Below are 17,595 nucleotides of genomic sequence, written 5' to 3'. Positions count from 1 at the left end.
CACGAAAGGGAAGTGACAATATGAGAAACGTAGTAATCACATCGGCTCTTCGTACGCCGGTTGGCGCATTTGGGGGAGCGTTCAAGGACCTGCTTCCGACAGATTTGATCGTACCCGTAATGAAAGAAGCCGCAAAGGAAAGCGGGTTATCGGCGAGTGACATTGATGAAGTGATCCTCGGGCATTGCATCCAACGAACCGATCAGCCTAATACGGCGAGAACGGCTTCACTGCTTGCCGGCTTTGATGACACAACGACGGGCTTTACGATCCAACGTCAATGCGCAAGCGGCATGCAGGCCATCATATCGGCAGCCATGCAAATCCAAACGGGAATGTCCGATATCGTCATGGCTGGCGGAGTGGAAGCGATGAGCTCCAGCCCGTATATATTAAAACAGCACCGATTCGGCCAAAGGCTGCAACACGGAGAAATCCGCGATTCGGTGTGGGAGGTACTTGAAGATCCCATTCACGGCAACATGATGGGGGAAACCGCTGAAAATCTTGCGGAGATCCATTCCATTTCCCGCAAAGAGCAGGATCGATACGCTGTGATGAGTCATGAGCGGGCAGTGAACGCGATGGAAAAGGGCTATTTCGATACGCAGATCGTACCGATTACGGTGAAGGAGCGAAGAGGGGAGAAGATCATTGAGAAAGATGAAAGTCCCCGTGCAGGACTGGAACTCGGGAAACTCGAGAAATTGAAGCCGGCGTTCCGTGAAGGGGGATCTGTTACAGCAGGGAACTCATCCAGCTTGAATGATGGTGGGGCGGCTTTGATCTTAATGAGTGAAGAAGAAGCCGAAAGGAGAGGACTCGAGCCACTTGGAAGAATCGTCGGTTATTCAGTGGCGGGAGTCGATCCCAATGTGATGGGAATCGGTCCGGTACCTGCCATTCAAAAAGGATTACATACAACGAAAAACTGGTCCCTGGATGAAGTCGATCTATTTGAAATCAACGAGGCGTTTGCTGCTCAGTATTTAGCGGTAGAGAAAGAACTTGGACTGGACCGGGAAAAGGTGAATGTGAACGGAAGCGGGATCAGCATCGGTCATCCCGTCGGTTGCACAGGAGCCCGACTAGTCGTGTCATTGCTTCACGAAATGAAGCGCCGTGAATTGAAAAAAGGAATTGCGTCATTATGCGTGGGCGGAGGCATGGGTGCTTCGGTTTTCGTGGAAGGAATGTAGTGGGGAAAGTGCCGGTCCATGGGTGGGCCGGCACTTTTAACGTTGCTGAAATGTACCAAAATCACCAGCTGAACCTTATGATATTTGACTCATTTTCCCTTTTTTACATAAAATTTACCCTATAATGACAATCGATATTGTACGCTAAATGTGTAATGCATTCAAAGGAGGCGAAGCAATTTGAAGTCTATACACAAAAAAGTCATCGGTATTTTTGCCATTGTATTTATTTTTACGATTGCGTGCAGTCAGGTATCCCCGAGTCAAATGAGTGCTGCAGGAAATGGGACGTGGAATTCCCCTTATACGGTGGACCAGGCCATCTCAAATCAAAATGGATCCACACAGTCCGTAGAAGGATATGTGGTAGGGCAGCCTACTTCAGCTTCATCGGTTGTCACAAATCAGTTTCCGAACGATTATGCATTGGCATTAGCGGATTCCCCTACAGAAGCCAATACAGATGAGATGGTGTATGTCCAGATTCCATCTTCTTACCGTTCAAGCTTCGGTCTTCAGAGCAACCCGGGACTGATGGGTGAAAAAATCAAGGTGACGGGCAGCTTGACGGCCTATTTTTCCCACCCGGGAGTGAAGTCCACATCGGCGTTTGAATCGATGGAAGGCGGGGAAACTGATCCGTCCGACCCTCCAACGGAACCGACCGATCCACCGGCTAATGAAGAGTATTACAACTCAGCTGAAGGAAAGATGGGTGAAACGCTGAAAACCGCACTACATAACATCATCGATGACCATCAAACCCTTTCGTATGATGCTGTGTGGGGAGCTTTGCGAAATACGGATGAAGACCCGAACAATCCCAATAATGTTATTCTCCTCTACTCAGGACGTTCACAATCGAAAACGACAAACGGCGGCGGAGTGAATGACTGGAACCGTGAACACGTATGGGCTAAATCCCATGGTGATTTCGGAACCGCACAGGGGCCGGGGACGGACCTTCATCATTTAAGACCGACGGATGTGACGGTCAACTCTACAAGAGGAAACCTTGACTTCGATAATGGTGGAAATGAGCAGAGTGAAGCCCCGGGAAACTATTATGATAGCGATTCATGGGAGCCTCGTGATGAAGTGAAAGGTGACGTGGCACGAATGATTTTCTACATGGATGTCCGTTATGAAGGGGACAGTGGTGAAGTGGACTTGGAAATGAATAATAATGTCAACAACGGAAGTGCCCCTTATATGGGCAAAATGTCTGTACTCCTTGAATGGAACGAAGAAGATCCCGTTGATGAAAGGGAAATCCGCAGGAATAACATTATCTATGAGCAATATCAAGGAAATCGAAATCCATTCATTGATCACCCCGAGTGGGCAGAAATGATCTGGTAAAGAGTTTGTGCCCGGAGTCTCCGGGTCTTTTTTTCGTTAAAGGGGGCCCGGCCTGTAACTCATTTGTAACCTCTGATCCTTATGATGAATACAACCACCAAAAGGAGGAGATGAGTATGGAAAGAGTCACAGATTGGTTGCATAAGCGATCAATGATCTCTCCTGATCGAATTGCGTTACTGAATGCTGCCACGGACGAGAGGATTGATTACCGCACTTTAGATGAAAGGGCGTCTAAGTGGGCTCGATATATGTGTGATCACGGGATTACAAAAGGGGATCGTGTGGTGTTCATTTCTACGAATCATACGATTTGCTTTGAGATTTTGTTTGCTTGTGGAAAGATTGGGGCTGTGTTTGTTCCACTCAATTGGAGGTTAGCGTCAGCTGAGATTGAATCGATTACCAAGAATAGTACCCCGGGTCTCCTTTTTTATAAAAAAGAACTTCAACTCCTCGTTTCTTCAATTTCTAAATGTTGCCCACAACTCTGTATTGATGATGTGGCAGGGGAAGTTTACTCAGTGGAAAAAGGTCTGTCATACTCTCCTTTCCTCTCACTCTCTGATCCCTGGCTGATGATTTATACAGGAGGCACGACCGGGAATCCAAAGGGGGTCGTCCTTTCACATAAATCTGTGACATCAAATGCCTTGAATACAGTGGTGAGCTGGAATTTAATCGAAGAAGACTGCACCGTGACGTATTTGCCTACTTTTCATACGGGAGGATTAAATGCTTTATCGATTCCCCTCTTAATGATAGGGGGAAAGGTCGTTGTCGCTGAGAGGTTCGATCCGGAACAGGCGATACTTGCTTTAAATGAACATGGGTGCAGCATTGTTCTCCTTGTACCGACCATGTACCACTTGCTGATGGAAAAGGACGAATTCAAGTCTACCCTTTTCCCGAAGATGAAGGTGTTTTTATCCGGGGGAGCCCCTTGTCCGGGGAAAGTATATGAATTTTTTAAAGAAAAAGAGATTCCCTTTAAGGAAGGGTATGGTTTGACAGAAGCCGGGCCGAATAATTTCTACATTGACCCTTCCCGTATGAAAAAGGGTTCGGTCGGGAAAGCAATGATGTTGAACCGTGTGAAAATCATCGATGACGAGGGGAACCCTGTCGGCCGCGGGGAAGTAGGGGAGCTATTATTAGGGGGAGATCATTTATTCAAAGAATATTGGCAGAACCCTAAGCAAACACAACAGGTGATACAAGACGGCTGGCTTCATACAGGGGACCTGGCGAAATTCGATGAGGATGAAGATTACTACATTGTCGGCCGTAAAAAAGACATGATCATTTCAGGTGGTGAGAATATTTATCCTCAGGAGCTCGAGCACTGGATAAGCGAGCACCCTGCAGTTTCTGAGTGTGCAGTGATCGGTTTGCCCCATGAAAAATGGGGGGAAGTCGTCACAGCCTTTATTTCGTTACAAAAGGGTGCTGGAATATCGACGGAGGATGTGAAGGCATTTTGCCTGCAGAAGTTCGGCAAGTATAAGATCCCCAAGGACTATCACTTTGTGAAAGAATTACCGAAAACCGATGTGGGCAAAGTCAATAAACCGGCATTGACAAAGCTTTTACAGGGGCAATAAAGGAAAAGGGATGGAACATCTCGAAGTACATATATCGAGGTGAAAAAGATGAAACGGTTATTATCCGGTACAAGAATATATCTATCAGGCTTTCAGGAAGAAGACGTTTCGGCAATAAGGGAATGGAATCAAAATGAAGAAGTGCAAAGACTATTGGATGCGCTCCCCCATAAACCGAAATCAGAAGAAGAAATCAAGAAATGGATGGGAGATCCCGGTGACAATGCCTATCGTTTTGCGGTCCGTCTGAAGGATGACGCCAGAATCATCGGGTTTGTTGAGTTGGACGGAATTCTTTGGTCTCATCGAGTGGGATGGGTCTCGATTTCCATCGGTGACGAGCAGTCATGGGGGAATGGATACGGCAGGGAAGCCATGCAGTGCCTCCTGGCATATGCCTTTCATGAGTTGAATTTACACCGTCTTCAGTTAACGGTATTTTCGTATAATGAGAGAGCGATCCGTTTATATGAATCGCTGGGGTTCACGAAAGAAGGAAGCTACCGTCAGTTCCTGCAGAGGGACGGGAAACGATATGACATGGTTCTGTATGGGTTATTGGTGGATGAATGGAAAGAAGGATGAGGGTGTCCTTCTTTTTTTTTATGGGGTGAGGGTTGGCGCTAATCCCCCGTCCCCCATTTCTTCCGACCCGCATATAACAAGCCGCCCATCCATGCATGGAACAAAAAGCATCCCACTAACAGAAGCAAGGATTGTACATACGTAAGGTGCATGATGACCAACGGTGCCACGCTGGTCCCCCCTAATAAAAGGAAGGAGTAGAGGCTGAGTGCCTGGCTCCGTCCCTTGCCGCTCATATTTCCGATCAGGGTAATGACGGTGGGGATCAATAAAGAGATGGCCGAGACAAAAAGAATGGAAGAAAGAATGATGATGAAGGGTTCGTGACCATATGCATACATGAAAGCAGCCGCCACACTTATCATCGATAAAGTGACTCCGATAAACAGAGTTTTGTAGATTCCGAGTGCCTCCATAAGACGGCCGGTGAAAAGGGATAAACCGGCTCCGATCAGTCCTACTGCCCTGGTGAGGAAAAGCAGGCCGGGATCGTCTGACAGATAGCGGGTCAAGCTGTCATAATAGGCGATGAATGTAGCGAGAAGGGTGAAGACGATTCCGTAACAGTAAAGGAGTTCTTTTCTCTTAAGCAGCTTCAGGATGGTGGCGAGTTGTTGTGTGGGTGAGACAGATACAACGTTTGTTGGTGGAAGGGTCTGGTTTCCGATTAAGAAAAGGGAAGCATATACCATCGCGAAAAAGAAGAACACTGCAGACCAGCCGGAGAAGCGTGTGATTCCTTCACTGAGCAACTGACCGAGGATACCGGCAAAGAGAAAGCCTGAATTAATGAAGGCCAGAAGCAGGGTCCGATGCTTTCCGGAAAACAAATCATACGTATAGGCAAACGCGACAGGGGCAAAGCTCCCCAGACAAAATCCCTGTAATCCCCTCGTGATAAATAAACTCCAAAAGTCGGCTGATAGCCCAACGAGTCCCGAAGAAACGGCAGATGCAAGCATCCCCCAGACGAGGATCCTTTTTTTGCCGAAGTGGTCTGCGGCATTGGCAAAGGTCAATAAACCGCATGCGTAGAGAAGGATAAATGAAGTGCCGGCCATAACGACTTCACTTTGCGGAATGGAAAGGGTGGCAGCGATGCTTCCGTAAATGGGGATGAAGGTGTAAATATTACAAGCGACCATCACGGCCATCACAACCAGGACAGCAGAGATTCTGTGGAAATTTGGATTCATGATGATATCACCTACCTATGTTTACTGTATGCGGATGTTCCAAATATTTTCAATCAAAATTGAGACGGGAAAGATTTGTGGTTGTGTACTATAATGAACCTATACAAAAATTCATAAACCCTTTTGGGTAGAATAGATAGAATAGAAGAAAAGGAGTGAGAGGATGGCTGTACGTTTTATTCTCGGACGTTCCGGTACGGGGAAAACCCATCGCATATTGGATGAGATGAAGAAGAGTTTGTTGGAAGCCCCGAATGGAGATCCAATCATCTATATCGTACCGGATCAAATGTCCTTTATATCTGAATACGAGCTTGTAAACACGCCGGGATTGAATGGTATGATCCGCGGACAGGTGTTCAGCTTCACCCGTCTTGCGTGGAAGATCCTTCAGGAAACGGGTGGAATGAGCCGTTATCACCTATCTGATGTCGGTTTGAATATGATGATTCGGAAGATTATAGACGAAAACAAGGAGAATCTCCATATTTTCACCAAGGCATCGGACAAGCCCGGGTTCATTCATCATGTGGAAGCGATTGTCAAGGAGTTCAAACGCTACTGCATAACGCCCGCGGACCTGCAGGGATTCGAGGGAGACAGTGATCGCTCCAAGGTATTGAAGGATAAGCTTCATGACCTTGAACTGATTTATGAGAAATTTGAGGATAAGCTTTTCGGAAAGTACATTGATTCGGAAGATTATTTTCAACTGCTGGCTGATCATGTGAAAAACTCCGACCTTCTGAAAGAGGCAGAGATCTACATAGACGGCTTTCATAGTTTCACTCCTCAGGAATACCTCATCATCGATCAGCTCATACAGCATACGAAAAAAGTGACGGTTGCCCTTACAACGGATCCTGAACAGCCAATCGACGCCATGAACGAGTTAAGCCTGTATCGGATGACGAACGAAACGTATCATACCCTTCAGGATATATGCAGGATGGCAGGAGTATCGGTGAATGAAGAGGTGCTCCATAAACCGATCCGCTACAGAAGTGAAACGATGCTTCATTTAGAACGTCATTTTGAAGAGCGGCCAACGATTCCCTATGAGGGAGGGAAGAGCACCATTGAATTCTTTGAGGCGTCCAACCGTCGGGCTGAGGTTGAAGGAATTGCAAGGGAGATCAGAAAGCTTGCCCGGGAAGAAGGGTACCGTTACAAGGATATCGCCGTATTGGTTCGGAACAGCCAGGATTACCGTGATAAGGTTGAAACGATTTTCCAGGATTATGCGATTCCCTTTTTCCTTGATCAGAAGCGGACGATGCTAAATCATCCTCTCATCGAGCTCATTCGCTCCACACTTGAGATCATGAACACGAACTGGAGGTATGAGCCGGTCTTCCGGGCAGTGAAAACAGACCTTTTATTTCCATATCAGAAGAATCCCACCGATTTGCGTGAAAAGATGGACCGGCTGGAGAACTATGTGCTCGCTTATGGAATAAAGGGAGACAGGTGGACGAAGAAAGACCGCTGGAAATACCGTCGCTTCAGGGGTCTTGAACATGTGGACGCCCCACAGACCGACCGGGAGAGGGAGCTTGAGCACGAGATCAATGAATTGAGGTTATTTATTTCGGCACCGATCATCCGACTGGGGAAACGATTAAAGAAGCGCGCCACGGGACGGGAATACTGTGAGGCACTTTATCTTTATCTGGAAGAGCTGGACATACCGGCAAAGCTTGAACGGATGCGCATTGAAGCGGAGGAGAAAGGGAATTTGATCGCAGCAAGGGAGCATGACCAGGCGTGGTCGGCAGTAATGGATCTCCTTGATCAATATGTAGAAATGCTTGGTGATGAAGAAACAACCATGAAGAAATTCTCCTCCATCCTTGATGCAGGGATTGAAACGATGGAATTCTCATTGGTACCCCCTGCCATTGATCAGGTCATTATTGCAGATCTCGAGAAATCCAGGCTTGGCGATATCAAAGCGGCGTTCATCATTGGAGTGAATGACGGAGTTCTCCCTGCGAAAATGAATGAAGACGGGGTCCTGTCCGATGAAGATCGTGAGTCATTGATAACAAAGGGATTCAAGATCGCACCGAGTAACAGGACGAAGCTGTTGGATGAAGAATTTGTGGCCTATAAAGCGTTCACGACTCCGGCCGAACGCCTTTTCATCAGCTATCCCATCGCCAATGAAGAAGGAAAGGCGCTCTTGCCTTCCTCGTTCATTAAGAGATTGAATGAAATGTTCCCGGATGCACATACAAAGCTTCTCATCAATGAACCGTCGGAACTATCTGAAGAGGATCAGCTTCATTATGTCTGTCATCCGAATGTGACGATTTCCCATCTGACGTCGCAGCTTCAGTTAAAGAAGAGGGAGTATCCGATCCATGACTTCTGGTGGGATGTGTACAATTTTTATACTGAGTCCAATGATTGGAAATGGCATGCAGGGCATATCCTGTCGAGCCTTTTTTATGAAAATCGCGGGAATCAACTGTCAGAGGATACGAGCAAAGATTTGTACGGGGACCATATCCTAGCAAGTGTTTCCCGGATGGAGCTCTTTCACAGTTGCCCATTTTCACATTTTGCCAGTCACGGACTGAAGCTCAGGGAACGGGATTTCTTCAAATTAGAGGCACCGGATATCGGTGAAATGTTCCACTCGGCGTTAAAATGGATATCAGAAGAAGTGGAGCGACATGGATTGACTTGGGCATCACTCTCGAAATCCCAGTGTTTGCAGTTGGCGAAAGAAGCGGTCCTGAAGCTGGCACCGAAGCTGCAGCATCAGATCCTGTTAAGCTCGAACAGGCATTATTATATTGCTCAGAAGCTTGAACAAATCATAGGCAGGGCAAGCCTCATTCTAAGTGAACATGCAAAGGCAAGCGGGTTTGTGCCTGTCGGGGTGGAACTTGGATTCGGTCCCCAGGCGACCCTTCCGCCGTTCCAGTTCCAATTGAGAAATGGGACGAAGATGGAGCTTCAAGGAAGAATTGACCGTGTGGATAAAGCGGAGGATACGAACGGGGTGTATCTCAGAATCGTCGATTACAAATCGAGCGCCAGGGATTTGGATATGACGGAAGTCTATTACGGATTGGCTCTGCAAATGCTGACGTATTTGGATATTGTGTTAACCAATTCAAAACAGTTCGTCGGAAAGGAAGCGAAGCCTGCCGGTGTTCTTTATTTCCATGTTCACAACCCGATGATCAACAGCAAGAAGATCCTGACGATGGATCAGATCGAAAACGAAATTTTCAAGAGCTTTAAAATGAAGGGACTTGTCCTTGGGGATTCCGACATTGTCAGGTTAATGGACCAGACGCTCGATACGGGGAACTCCGATATCATTTCAGCAGGGATTAAGAAGGACGGTGCGTTATCCTCCCGTTCGAAGGCGGCTTCAAGTGAAGACTTCCATTATATGCGTCAACATGTCAGAAAGCTCTATGAAGCCTCCGGGAACCGGATCATCTCAGGAGAGACGGATATAGCTCCATATAAGCTGAAGGACCGGACCCCGTGTCAATTTTGTTCGTTCCGTTCCGTCTGTCAATTTGATCAGTCTCTGGAGGAAAACGAGTACAGAGTGCTTCCGACAGCGAAACCGGAAGATTTATTACGGAAAGTGAGAGAGGAGGCAGAATCCAATGAATAATGCCAGTATTCCAGTCAAGCCGGATCATGTTACATGGACGGATGATCAGTGGAAGGCAATCTGGGCAAAAGGGCAGGATATCCTTGTCGCTGCAGCGGCAGGGTCGGGTAAGACGGCTGTCCTGGTAGAGAGGATCATTCAGAAGATCCTCTCAGAAGAAGACAGGATGGACGTGGATGAATTATTGGTTGTTACCTTTACCAATGCTTCAGCGGCTGAAATGAGACATCGGATCGGCGTGGCGCTGGAGAAGGCAATAGATGAGGATCCCCATTCCCGTCATTTAAGGAAGCAGCTCAGTTTACTGAACCGTGCGTCCATTTCGACCCTGCACTCCTTTTGCCTCGAAGTGATACGAAAATACTATTATCTCATTGATATCGATCCTGGATTCAGGATCGCAGATGAGACAGAAGGAGACCTGCTTCGGGATGAGGTCCTTGATGATCTTTTTGAAGAGGAATACGGCAAGGAAGATAATCAGGACTTCTTTCGGCTCGTCGATACCTTTACGAACGACCGAAGTGACGGGGCCCTGCAGGATATGATCAGGAAGCTGTATGATTTTTCCCGCTCCCATCCGAACCCTGATGAGTGGTTGAGAAAACTCGAGGATCTGTATGAGGTGGAAGAGGAGAAGGAAATCGATGAACTCTCCTTTATCGAGCCTCTTCTGACGGATATCCGATTGCAGCTTCATGGAGCAAAGAGCTTATTTCAGCGTGCACTGGACCTCACCCGCGTACCGGGGGGGCCTGGTCCGAGAGCGGAGAATTTCTTAAGCGATATCGAAATCGTCGAGAGCCTGGAGGAAAGTCTCGCCCATTCCTGGGACACTTTATACGAAACGATTCAAACCCTCCCCTTTACGAAGCTGAAGGCGTGCAGGGGAGAGGATTATAACAAAGAAATAGTGGATGAAGCGAAGAAACTCCGGGATCAGGGAAAGAAAACGCTGGAAAAGCTTCAGGAGGATTTCTTTTCAAGAAGACCCGGTTCATTCCTTGAAGATATGCGGAAGATGAAGGACGTGATCCACACCCTGGCGGAAGTGGTGATCGAATTCGGTAAACGTTTCAGGATAGTGAAAGAAGAAAAGGGACTCGTCGACTTTGCCGATTTGGAACATTTTTGTCTCGACATTTTAAGAGACCCTTCATCTGATGCCTTGATTCCTTCAGAAGCAGCAAATCTTTACAAAAATAAGTTCAAAGAAGTACTGGTGGATGAATACCAGGATACGAATATGGTTCAGGAATCCATTCTCCTTCTCATTACCGAAGAACGTGAAGAAGTTGGAAACCGGTTCATGGTGGGGGATGTAAAGCAATCCATCTATCGTTTCAGATTAGCGGAACCGAATCTGTTTTTAGGAAAGTATACCCGTTTTCTCCCCGAGAGAGGGGAAGCAGGATTAAAAATCGATCTTTCCCAAAACTTCCGAAGCCGGAAAGAAGTTCTAGAAGGGACGAACTTCTTATTTAAACAGATCATGGGTCCAGCGGTCGGTGAAATGGAATATAACAGGGAAGCCGAACTTGTAAAAGGTGCACCGTATCCGGAAGAAAATGAGTACCCGATTGAAGTGGCCATCATCGATCAGGAAACGGAGGAATCTTCTGCCGGTGGTGATGAAGAGGGGCTTTCCATCTTTGATGAAGGGGATATCGAGAAATCGGTCCTTGAAGCCCGTTATATGGCAAACAAAGTTAAAAGGATGATCGAAGAGCGGACACCGGTCTATGATGCCAAAACGAAAACCGAGCGTCCGATACAGTACCGTGACGTCGTCATCCTGCTTCGCTCCATGCCTTGGGCGGCAGAAATCATGGAAGAATTCAAGCGGCAGGGAATACCGATTCATGCAAATTTATCTACTGGATATTTCGAGGCCACCGAGATTGCCATCATGCTTTCCCTCTTGAAAGTGATCGATAATCCGTACCAGGATATCCCGCTTGCTTCCGTTCTGAGGTCACCGATTGTCGGACTCGATGAGCAGGGTCTTGCCAGTATCCGGATCCATTCCAGGGCAGGGACGTATTACGAAGCGTTGAAGACATTTGCCAGTGAGAAGCCGGGAAATCCCCGTGAAGAAGAAACATTCGAAAAGGTCAAAGTGTTCCTTTATCACCTCGGGAATTGGAGGACAAAGGCAAGGCAGGGATCGGTGACAGAGTTGATCTGGCAATTGTACCGGGACACCCGATTCTATGATTATGTAGGAGGGATGGCCGGCGGGAAGCAGCGTCAGGCAAACCTTAGGGCTCTCTATGACCGTGCCCGTCAGTACGAAGAAACTTCCTTCAGGGGATTATTCCGGTTCCTGCGATTCATTGACAGGATGAGGGAACGGGGAGATGATCTCGGAGTGGCGAGAGCCCTGAGTGAACAGGAAGATGTGGTCCGGTTAATGACGATCCATTCCAGTAAAGGCCTTGAGTTCCCTGTCGTATTCGTCGCCGGTACCTCTAAACAATTCAACCTTATGGATCTAAATGCAGCATACTTATTGGATAAAGACCTTGGATTGGCCGTGAAATATACGGATGCAGCTAAACGGATCAGCTACCCGTCCCTTCCCCAATTGGCGTTCAAGCGGAAGAAGCGGATGGAGGCAATCTCCGAAGAAATGCGGGTGCTGTATGTGGCACTGACCCGGGCCAAGGAGAAACTATATCTGGTCGGTACCGTGAAAAGCCTGGAGAAATCGCTGAAGAAATGGCGAGGGGCCTTAAGTCAGAAGGATTGGTTGTTATCTGATTATGACCGGGCAGCGGCGAGTTCTTATCTTGATTGGATAGGTCCGTCCCTCATGCGTCATTCGCAGTGTGGAGAGGTTGGCGCGTCAGGAGTTGGATCGATGAATGAAGAGATTCTCAATCACCCTTCCTGTTTTCATATCACGAAAATTCATAAATCCGAGTTGGTTGCGGACGAGGATGAGGAAATGAATGAAGAAAGAACGTGGCAGGAGAAAGTGAAGAATGGTGAAGTGGTGGATATTGTTTCATCCCATCAAGAAGAGGTATTAGAACGACTATCGTGGGAATACCCTCATATACGTGCTACTAACCTTCGTTCTAAGCAATCGGTTTCAGAGCTGAAACGGATGGTTGAAATAAGGGATGAAGCCTCAAGTATTGATATCCTGAGGCAGCACCATAAGCCTGTGTATAATCGGCCTCAGTTCATGCAATCGAAGGAACTGTCCCCTGCTGAAAAGGGTACAGCCATGCACACAGTCATGCAGCATATTTCTTTTGAAGATGGGGTGCCGACAGAGGAGAAGGTTGAAGATCTTTTACTGGAGCTCGTTCATAAAGAAATCCTGACGGAAGAACAGAAACTGGCGGTGTCAGTCGAACACATCGCAGGCTTCTTCGAGAGTGGACTTGGTCAGAGGATGGCAAATGCCCGGAGTATCCAACGGGAAATCCCATTCAGTATGAGCGTCCCCCTTAGTGAAATATCTGAAACGGGTAAAGAAGCACCTGAAGAAACCATTCTTGTTCAAGGGGTCATCGACTGTGTATTCAGGGATGAGTCGGGGATCGTCCTGTTGGATTACAAGACAGACGGTATCCATGACCGCTATCATGGCGGGTTCACTGAAGCGCGGCCAATCCTCGAAGAGAGGTATAAAGTACAAATCGAATTATACACCCGGGCATTAGAATCCATATGGAAAGAACCAGTATCAGAAAAGTATCTGTATTTCTTTGATGGAGGACATGTGTTGGAGCTATAAAAAAGGAAACACTTCGGAGCATTAGCTTCGAAGTGTTTTGTTAAAGGAATATCTGAACGATCATTCGAAATCGTTCGAATTAATCATTTAGCTGTTTACATAAATGTTGTTATTTTTAGATGTAGCGAGTAGTGGTTGATTTCCGCTCCAATCAACTTTCCAAGCGTAAGTTTCACTATAAAAATTTAATGTAGAGATTGCTTTACACTCACATTCACCAACTATCATTCCATTAGTTGCAGTGACCGATTTCTGTCCAACCTGACGTGAATGACTCATTTTGCGCCGACACATTCCAAATGATTGAACATTCGAAACCTATAGTCTGTGTATGACTGGCTCTCTTCTTATTATTGCTAAAGCAGATTCAGTGTATATAGCAGGATCTAGCTATTGATTGGAGTGCAAGACGGAGACTCCTACGGGAAAAGCGGAATCTTGCACGGAAATCAATAGCGGTGTTACAAGTGATCCTAACTTTAATTGTTAGAGAAAATGGATTTAGTTATGTCCCAGCCCATTTTTTATGCTGCCGCAGGGAATACCTATACTAATCACTTCATGAGGGAATGGTGAAAGATGAGTAAAAGAGCGATTGGTGCATGTGAGTTATGTGCCAGGAGAAATGTAGAAATCACGATTCATCACCTCACACCCAAAGAGGTTGGGGGAACATTTCTTCCCACGGCACAACTATGCATTCCTTGTCATAAACAGATTCATTCCCTTTACACAAATGAGGAGCTTGGAGCAAGATTGAACACGATTGAAGAGTTAAGAAAAGATGAGAAGATTCATGCATTCATAAAATGGATCCGCAAGCAGCCGCCAACCAAATTAATCAAAACGAAGAAAAGTCACGAGCGAAGAAAGAAGAGATAGTCGATATAAAAAAACCAAAAAGCCTGGTGATGGGCTTTTTGGTTTTTTTAGTTATTTCCGGTTATTGGCTGGTCTACTACGTTACAATCAAAAGTTGTATTAACACTGAAGACATTGTAGCTCAGTTGAAATGGTCCGGTATTGAAGCCGCCGGAACCACTAAACGTTTTCGATGCGGACTTAGGGGAGATAATACCTGTATCCCCAAACTGTACATTTCCTCCACCTACATTAAGAATAGCGACAGGACCTACTAAAGCGGGCATATTCAACATCCTCTTCAAAAAGTATCTATACAATTAACCTATGTGGAATAGGTTAGAATGTTCATGTTCCCCGTTTCTACGGGTTTCTAGTCCGGCTGGTCTATGGTTTCGAAGTTTTCCAGCTCTTCATGTTTTTTAGGCTCAAGTTGTCGGATATGTTTCACTCTTGCCTCCATAGCGGCATTTGACGTATTTCCAATATGGATAATGGAAGAGAACGCTGTAGCCTTTACAAATATTTGATCTACTTTGATCGGACAAAGGTTTAGTCTGTTGACCCTCACTGTTGGATCGATGGGAGGTTTTTTCAGTGGACCTTGAAAAACATCAGAATCAAAACTTCCTTCACTAGTCAAGAAAAATTCTTTCTCTCGTTGGACTGCATAGGCAAAGGATACAGCATTTATATTTTCGGAATCGCCTAGTTGATAGAGAGAGCTAAAGGATAACGTTATGCCATCTAATTTGTTTACAATCGAATATCGCTTAAACATCTATCATCCTTTCGGTGTCAGTGGAACGAATGGACCGACGATCAATGACTCTGGCGGTGTATCGAATGCAGAAGTAAGCTGAATGATATCAGCATCCCCGATCAGGACAAGGGAGGAGCTCGCCACCCCTGCAATATCGATACTGCCGACTGATAATTCACGATTGATTACTTGGAGGTTCATTGTTATTCATCCCTTCCATATTTTCCGGCATCTGGGACATAAAGGAGAAGAGTGCCGTTTGAATATCTTGCTTGATCTTTGAAATGATTTTTCTTTCCCATTCCCCTTCAGATTGTTTGGATTCGACATGAGGGATGTTCTCCAGATAGAAATCGATTCTCTGCGGCATTTGATTCAGCAGGTCCTGCTGTACCATTTCATAATATGAAGGGTCAAGGGAGCGTTGGAATTGCATTTCATTGTCTTGTATCAGGGCAGGTACCTCGGTTTGGATGTAAGCTTGTATTTCGTTCGTTATTCTTTCTTTATAAGGGGTGAGGTCTTTGATTGAATCGACGTTCACATTCTGGTCTACGGCCAGATCCTCTATCGTATCCTTTAGATTGCTTGGGTTAATGCCGATATTCAGTGTACCATCCAAGGACTCGACTTTAAGCTGATCAAACTTATACTCGATTTTTTCTACGTTTATCTTGGGAGTATCTTTGATCGTCGTCAGTTCCTGTGAAAGCTCATCTACTTTTTTTTCTAACGCGACAATTCTCGAATTCAACATCTCGATATACTGATACAGTTGTTGTGGTGTCATATAGTAATTAGTCATCCTGCCACCTCTTTCCTTGTCGCGGACTCTTTTAAGGGTTTTGTAGAGGGACTAAAGGTGAACTTGATGGTCCCTTTGAAACACTGCCGTTTTTTTCTGCTTCAGGAGCAGGCTCCGTAAAACCACCGGTATTATACAGATAGTCATTTGTGTTTATTTGTCCACATGTACCAATCTGCAATACGGAAGAATTGGACATACCCCCGATTTTAATGAATTGAATCTGTATGGTTTGTTGAACATAATAATTTGTCATTTTCGCATCACACTCATAGGGTAAAGTTTATTCCTTGATCCATTCCATCGTCGTCTACCGTATAGGTCAAGGAGCTTTCATTATAGACGGAAATCCCTCTTCCAGTTATAAATGAACCTGCACCGGCAAAGGTTTTGGCTGTTGAGACCGGGCTGATGTTAAAGACATCCCCAATATGAAAGACGGCACTGGAACCGACGTTTATGACTTGTGCAATTCCTACAATTGCAGGCATTTCGACTCACACCTTTAAGACAAAGTTAATTATTGTTATTCTATGTGAAGAACAGGAATAGGTGATGATCGCCTATTTTTCCGTTTCGGGTTAGAATAGAAACAAGATTAATTTTTTCGGAGGAAGATGAATGAACACCTTGTCGCCAATTGAACAGTCAGAACGTATTGTAAGTCTCGATGTGATCAGGGGATTCTCTCTGCTCGGCATCTTTATCATCAACATGATTTCCTTCCATTCACCGTTTTTGTACTTTGATCCGTATACGTGGTGGAAAACACCTGAAGATACGGCATTATTTCCTTGGATCGATGTATTGGTTCAAGCAAGCTTTTATCCGTTATTCGCCATGATGTTTGGATATGGGCTGGGGATTCAACAACAAAGGGCAACGGTGAAAGGAACATCCTTCTACCTGTTTGGGGTAAGAAGACTTGTTATTATATTGGGAATCGGCTGCTTTCATGCCTTCCTGATCTGGTCAGGGGACATCCTGATAAATTACGCCGTATTCGGTCTGATCCTTATTGGTTTCATGCGGCTTTCCGGGAAGGGCTTGATGTGGCATGGAGGAATTCTATTTTTAATGCCGCAGGTGTTCTTCAGTATTTTACTAGTGTTGATGACTTTCACTGATCCGACGGGTGTGACCAACTATACAAACATTGCCGCTTTGCAGGATTCGGTCTCAGCCTATGCCTCAGGCAGCTTCAGCAGTATCATGGAACAGCGCTTTCAGGACTGGTATGTGGTGAACTCACCTGAAAATCTTTTATTCTTGTTGCTTTCGATTCTTCCTATGATGATGATCGGGGCAGGCGCAAGTAAACTGCAACTGTTGGAAAAGGTCAGGAATCATAAGAAGGTTTGGATGATAACAGGTGGATGTACGTTACTCATTGGAATCATCATTAAATCGTTGCCGCTATTCATTGAGTCCAACTTTGCTTACAGCTATATACAGGACTTTTTAGGAGGTCCGTTCTTATCAGTATCTTATGCAATAATCCTTTCATTATTATTGTTGAATGAAAAAATGATGAAATGGAGCAAGCCAATCGCTTCAGTAGGGAAGATGTCCCTCACGAATTACCTGATGCAATCCATCATCGGCACCCTTATCTTCTATTCCTATGGGTTTGGCCTTTACGGAGAAGTGACATTGACAACAGGGACGATGCTTGCAGTTGGGATATATATCATACAGGTGATCCTCTCTGAAATTTGGTTATCCAAGTTTCGATATGGACCAGTTGAAAAGCTTTGGCGAGTGTTGAGTTATGGGAGAGGCAATGTTGTTAAAAAGGGAGAAGTGTAAAACTGAAAAGGGGA

At 45.8% G+C, this 17,595-nt stretch carries 15 protein-coding genes; 8 read left to right on the top strand and 7 right to left on the bottom strand.

The features are described from left to right. The first annotated feature begins 20 nt into the window (after window positions 1–20). The 4 genes from ATG71_RS19405 (at window position 21) to ATG71_RS19390 (ending at window position 4,750) form a co-directional block, all read left to right on the top strand. Window positions 21–1,199 (top strand): thiolase family protein, encoded by a 1,179-nt coding sequence (locus ATG71_RS19405; RefSeq protein ID WP_098441083.1) that lies wholly within the window; start codon window positions 21–23, stop codon window positions 1,197–1,199. A gap of 267 nt (window positions 1,200–1,466) precedes the next feature. Continuing rightward, window positions 1,467–2,561, top strand: coding sequence for an endonuclease (locus ATG71_RS19400; RefSeq protein ID WP_098441904.1), 1,095 nt, complete (start codon window positions 1,467–1,469; stop codon window positions 2,559–2,561). A 116-nt stretch (window positions 2,562–2,677) separates the two neighbouring features. Then, window positions 2,678–4,165 carry a class I adenylate-forming enzyme family protein gene (locus ATG71_RS19395; protein ID WP_353616292.1) on the top strand — a complete coding sequence of 496 codons (1,488 nt, stop codon included), beginning with the start codon at window positions 2,678–2,680 and terminating at the stop codon, window positions 4,163–4,165. Window positions 4,166–4,213: 48 nt separating this feature from the next. Beyond that, a complete protein-coding gene (locus ATG71_RS19390) occupies window positions 4,214–4,750 on the top strand; it encodes a GNAT family N-acetyltransferase (RefSeq protein ID WP_098441081.1) in 537 nt (178 codons plus the stop codon). Between the two features lie 38 nt (window positions 4,751–4,788). Here ATG71_RS19390 and ATG71_RS19385 read toward each other — a convergent pair whose 3' ends face one another. Beyond that, window positions 4,789–5,946 (bottom strand): MFS transporter, encoded by a 1,158-nt coding sequence (locus ATG71_RS19385; RefSeq protein ID WP_098441080.1) that lies wholly within the window; start codon window positions 5,944–5,946, stop codon window positions 4,789–4,791. A gap of 163 nt (window positions 5,947–6,109) precedes the next feature. Here ATG71_RS19385 and addB point away from each other — a divergent pair, with 163 nt between their 5' ends. The 3 genes from addB (at window position 6,110) to ATG71_RS19370 (ending at window position 14,225) form a co-directional block, all read left to right on the top strand. Further along, entirely contained in the window at window positions 6,110–9,592 is a 3,483-nt protein-coding gene (addB, locus tag ATG71_RS19380; RefSeq protein ID WP_098441079.1) for a helicase-exonuclease AddAB subunit AddB, read from the top strand. Continuing rightward, entirely contained in the window at window positions 9,585–13,343 is a 3,759-nt protein-coding gene (gene addA / locus ATG71_RS19375) for a helicase-exonuclease AddAB subunit AddA (protein WP_098441078.1), read from the top strand. Before addB ends, addA begins: the two co-directional genes overlap by 8 nt. 579 nt (window positions 13,344–13,922) lie before the next feature. After that, window positions 13,923–14,225: a hypothetical protein gene (locus ATG71_RS19370; protein WP_098441077.1), complete on the top strand. Its 303-nt coding sequence runs from the start codon at window positions 13,923–13,925 to the stop codon at window positions 14,223–14,225. A 47-nt stretch (window positions 14,226–14,272) separates the two neighbouring features. Here ATG71_RS19370 and ATG71_RS19365 read toward each other — a convergent pair whose 3' ends face one another. The 6 genes from ATG71_RS19365 to ATG71_RS19340 form a co-directional block, all read right to left on the bottom strand. Continuing rightward, complete coding sequence (locus ATG71_RS19365) at window positions 14,273–14,491, bottom strand: spore germination protein (protein ID WP_098441076.1); 219 nt, start codon at window positions 14,489–14,491, stop codon at window positions 14,273–14,275. An 86-nt stretch (window positions 14,492–14,577) separates the two neighbouring features. Beyond that, the gene (locus ATG71_RS19360; protein ID WP_098441075.1) at window positions 14,578–14,985 is read right to left on the bottom strand and encodes a spore germination protein GerPE; all 408 of its coding nucleotides are present in this window, start codon (window positions 14,983–14,985) and stop codon (window positions 14,578–14,580) included. 3 nt (window positions 14,986–14,988) lie between these two features. Further along, window positions 14,989–15,168: a hypothetical protein gene (locus ATG71_RS19355; RefSeq protein WP_034763377.1), complete on the bottom strand. Its 180-nt coding sequence runs from the start codon at window positions 15,166–15,168 to the stop codon at window positions 14,989–14,991. Next, the gene (gene gerPC, locus ATG71_RS19350) at window positions 15,143–15,772 is read right to left on the bottom strand and encodes a spore germination protein GerPC (protein WP_098441074.1); all 630 of its coding nucleotides are present in this window, start codon (window positions 15,770–15,772) and stop codon (window positions 15,143–15,145) included. Before gerPC ends, ATG71_RS19355 begins: the two co-directional genes overlap by 26 nt. Before the next feature lie 31 nt (window positions 15,773–15,803). After that, complete coding sequence (locus tag ATG71_RS19345; RefSeq protein ID WP_098441073.1) at window positions 15,804–16,028, bottom strand: spore germination protein GerPB; 225 nt, start codon at window positions 16,026–16,028, stop codon at window positions 15,804–15,806. A 13-nt stretch (window positions 16,029–16,041) separates the two neighbouring features. Next, complete coding sequence (locus ATG71_RS19340) at window positions 16,042–16,263, bottom strand: spore germination protein (RefSeq protein ID WP_034763379.1); 222 nt, start codon at window positions 16,261–16,263, stop codon at window positions 16,042–16,044. Between the two features lie 130 nt (window positions 16,264–16,393). On the opposite strand from ATG71_RS19340, the gene ATG71_RS19335 reads away from it, so the two are divergent. Beyond that, window positions 16,394–17,581 carry a DUF418 domain-containing protein gene (locus ATG71_RS19335; protein WP_098441072.1) on the top strand — a complete coding sequence of 396 codons (1,188 nt, stop codon included), beginning with the start codon at window positions 16,394–16,396 and terminating at the stop codon, window positions 17,579–17,581. Window positions 17,582–17,595: the final 14 nt, after the last annotated feature.

The organism is Bacillus sp. es.034, from assembly GCF_002563655.1.
In the GTDB taxonomy this organism is placed as follows: Bacteria; Bacillota; Bacilli; order Bacillales; family Bacillaceae_B; genus Rossellomorea.
Note: the sequence above shows the minus strand (reverse complement) of the source record. Positions and strands in the feature narration are given on the sequence as shown.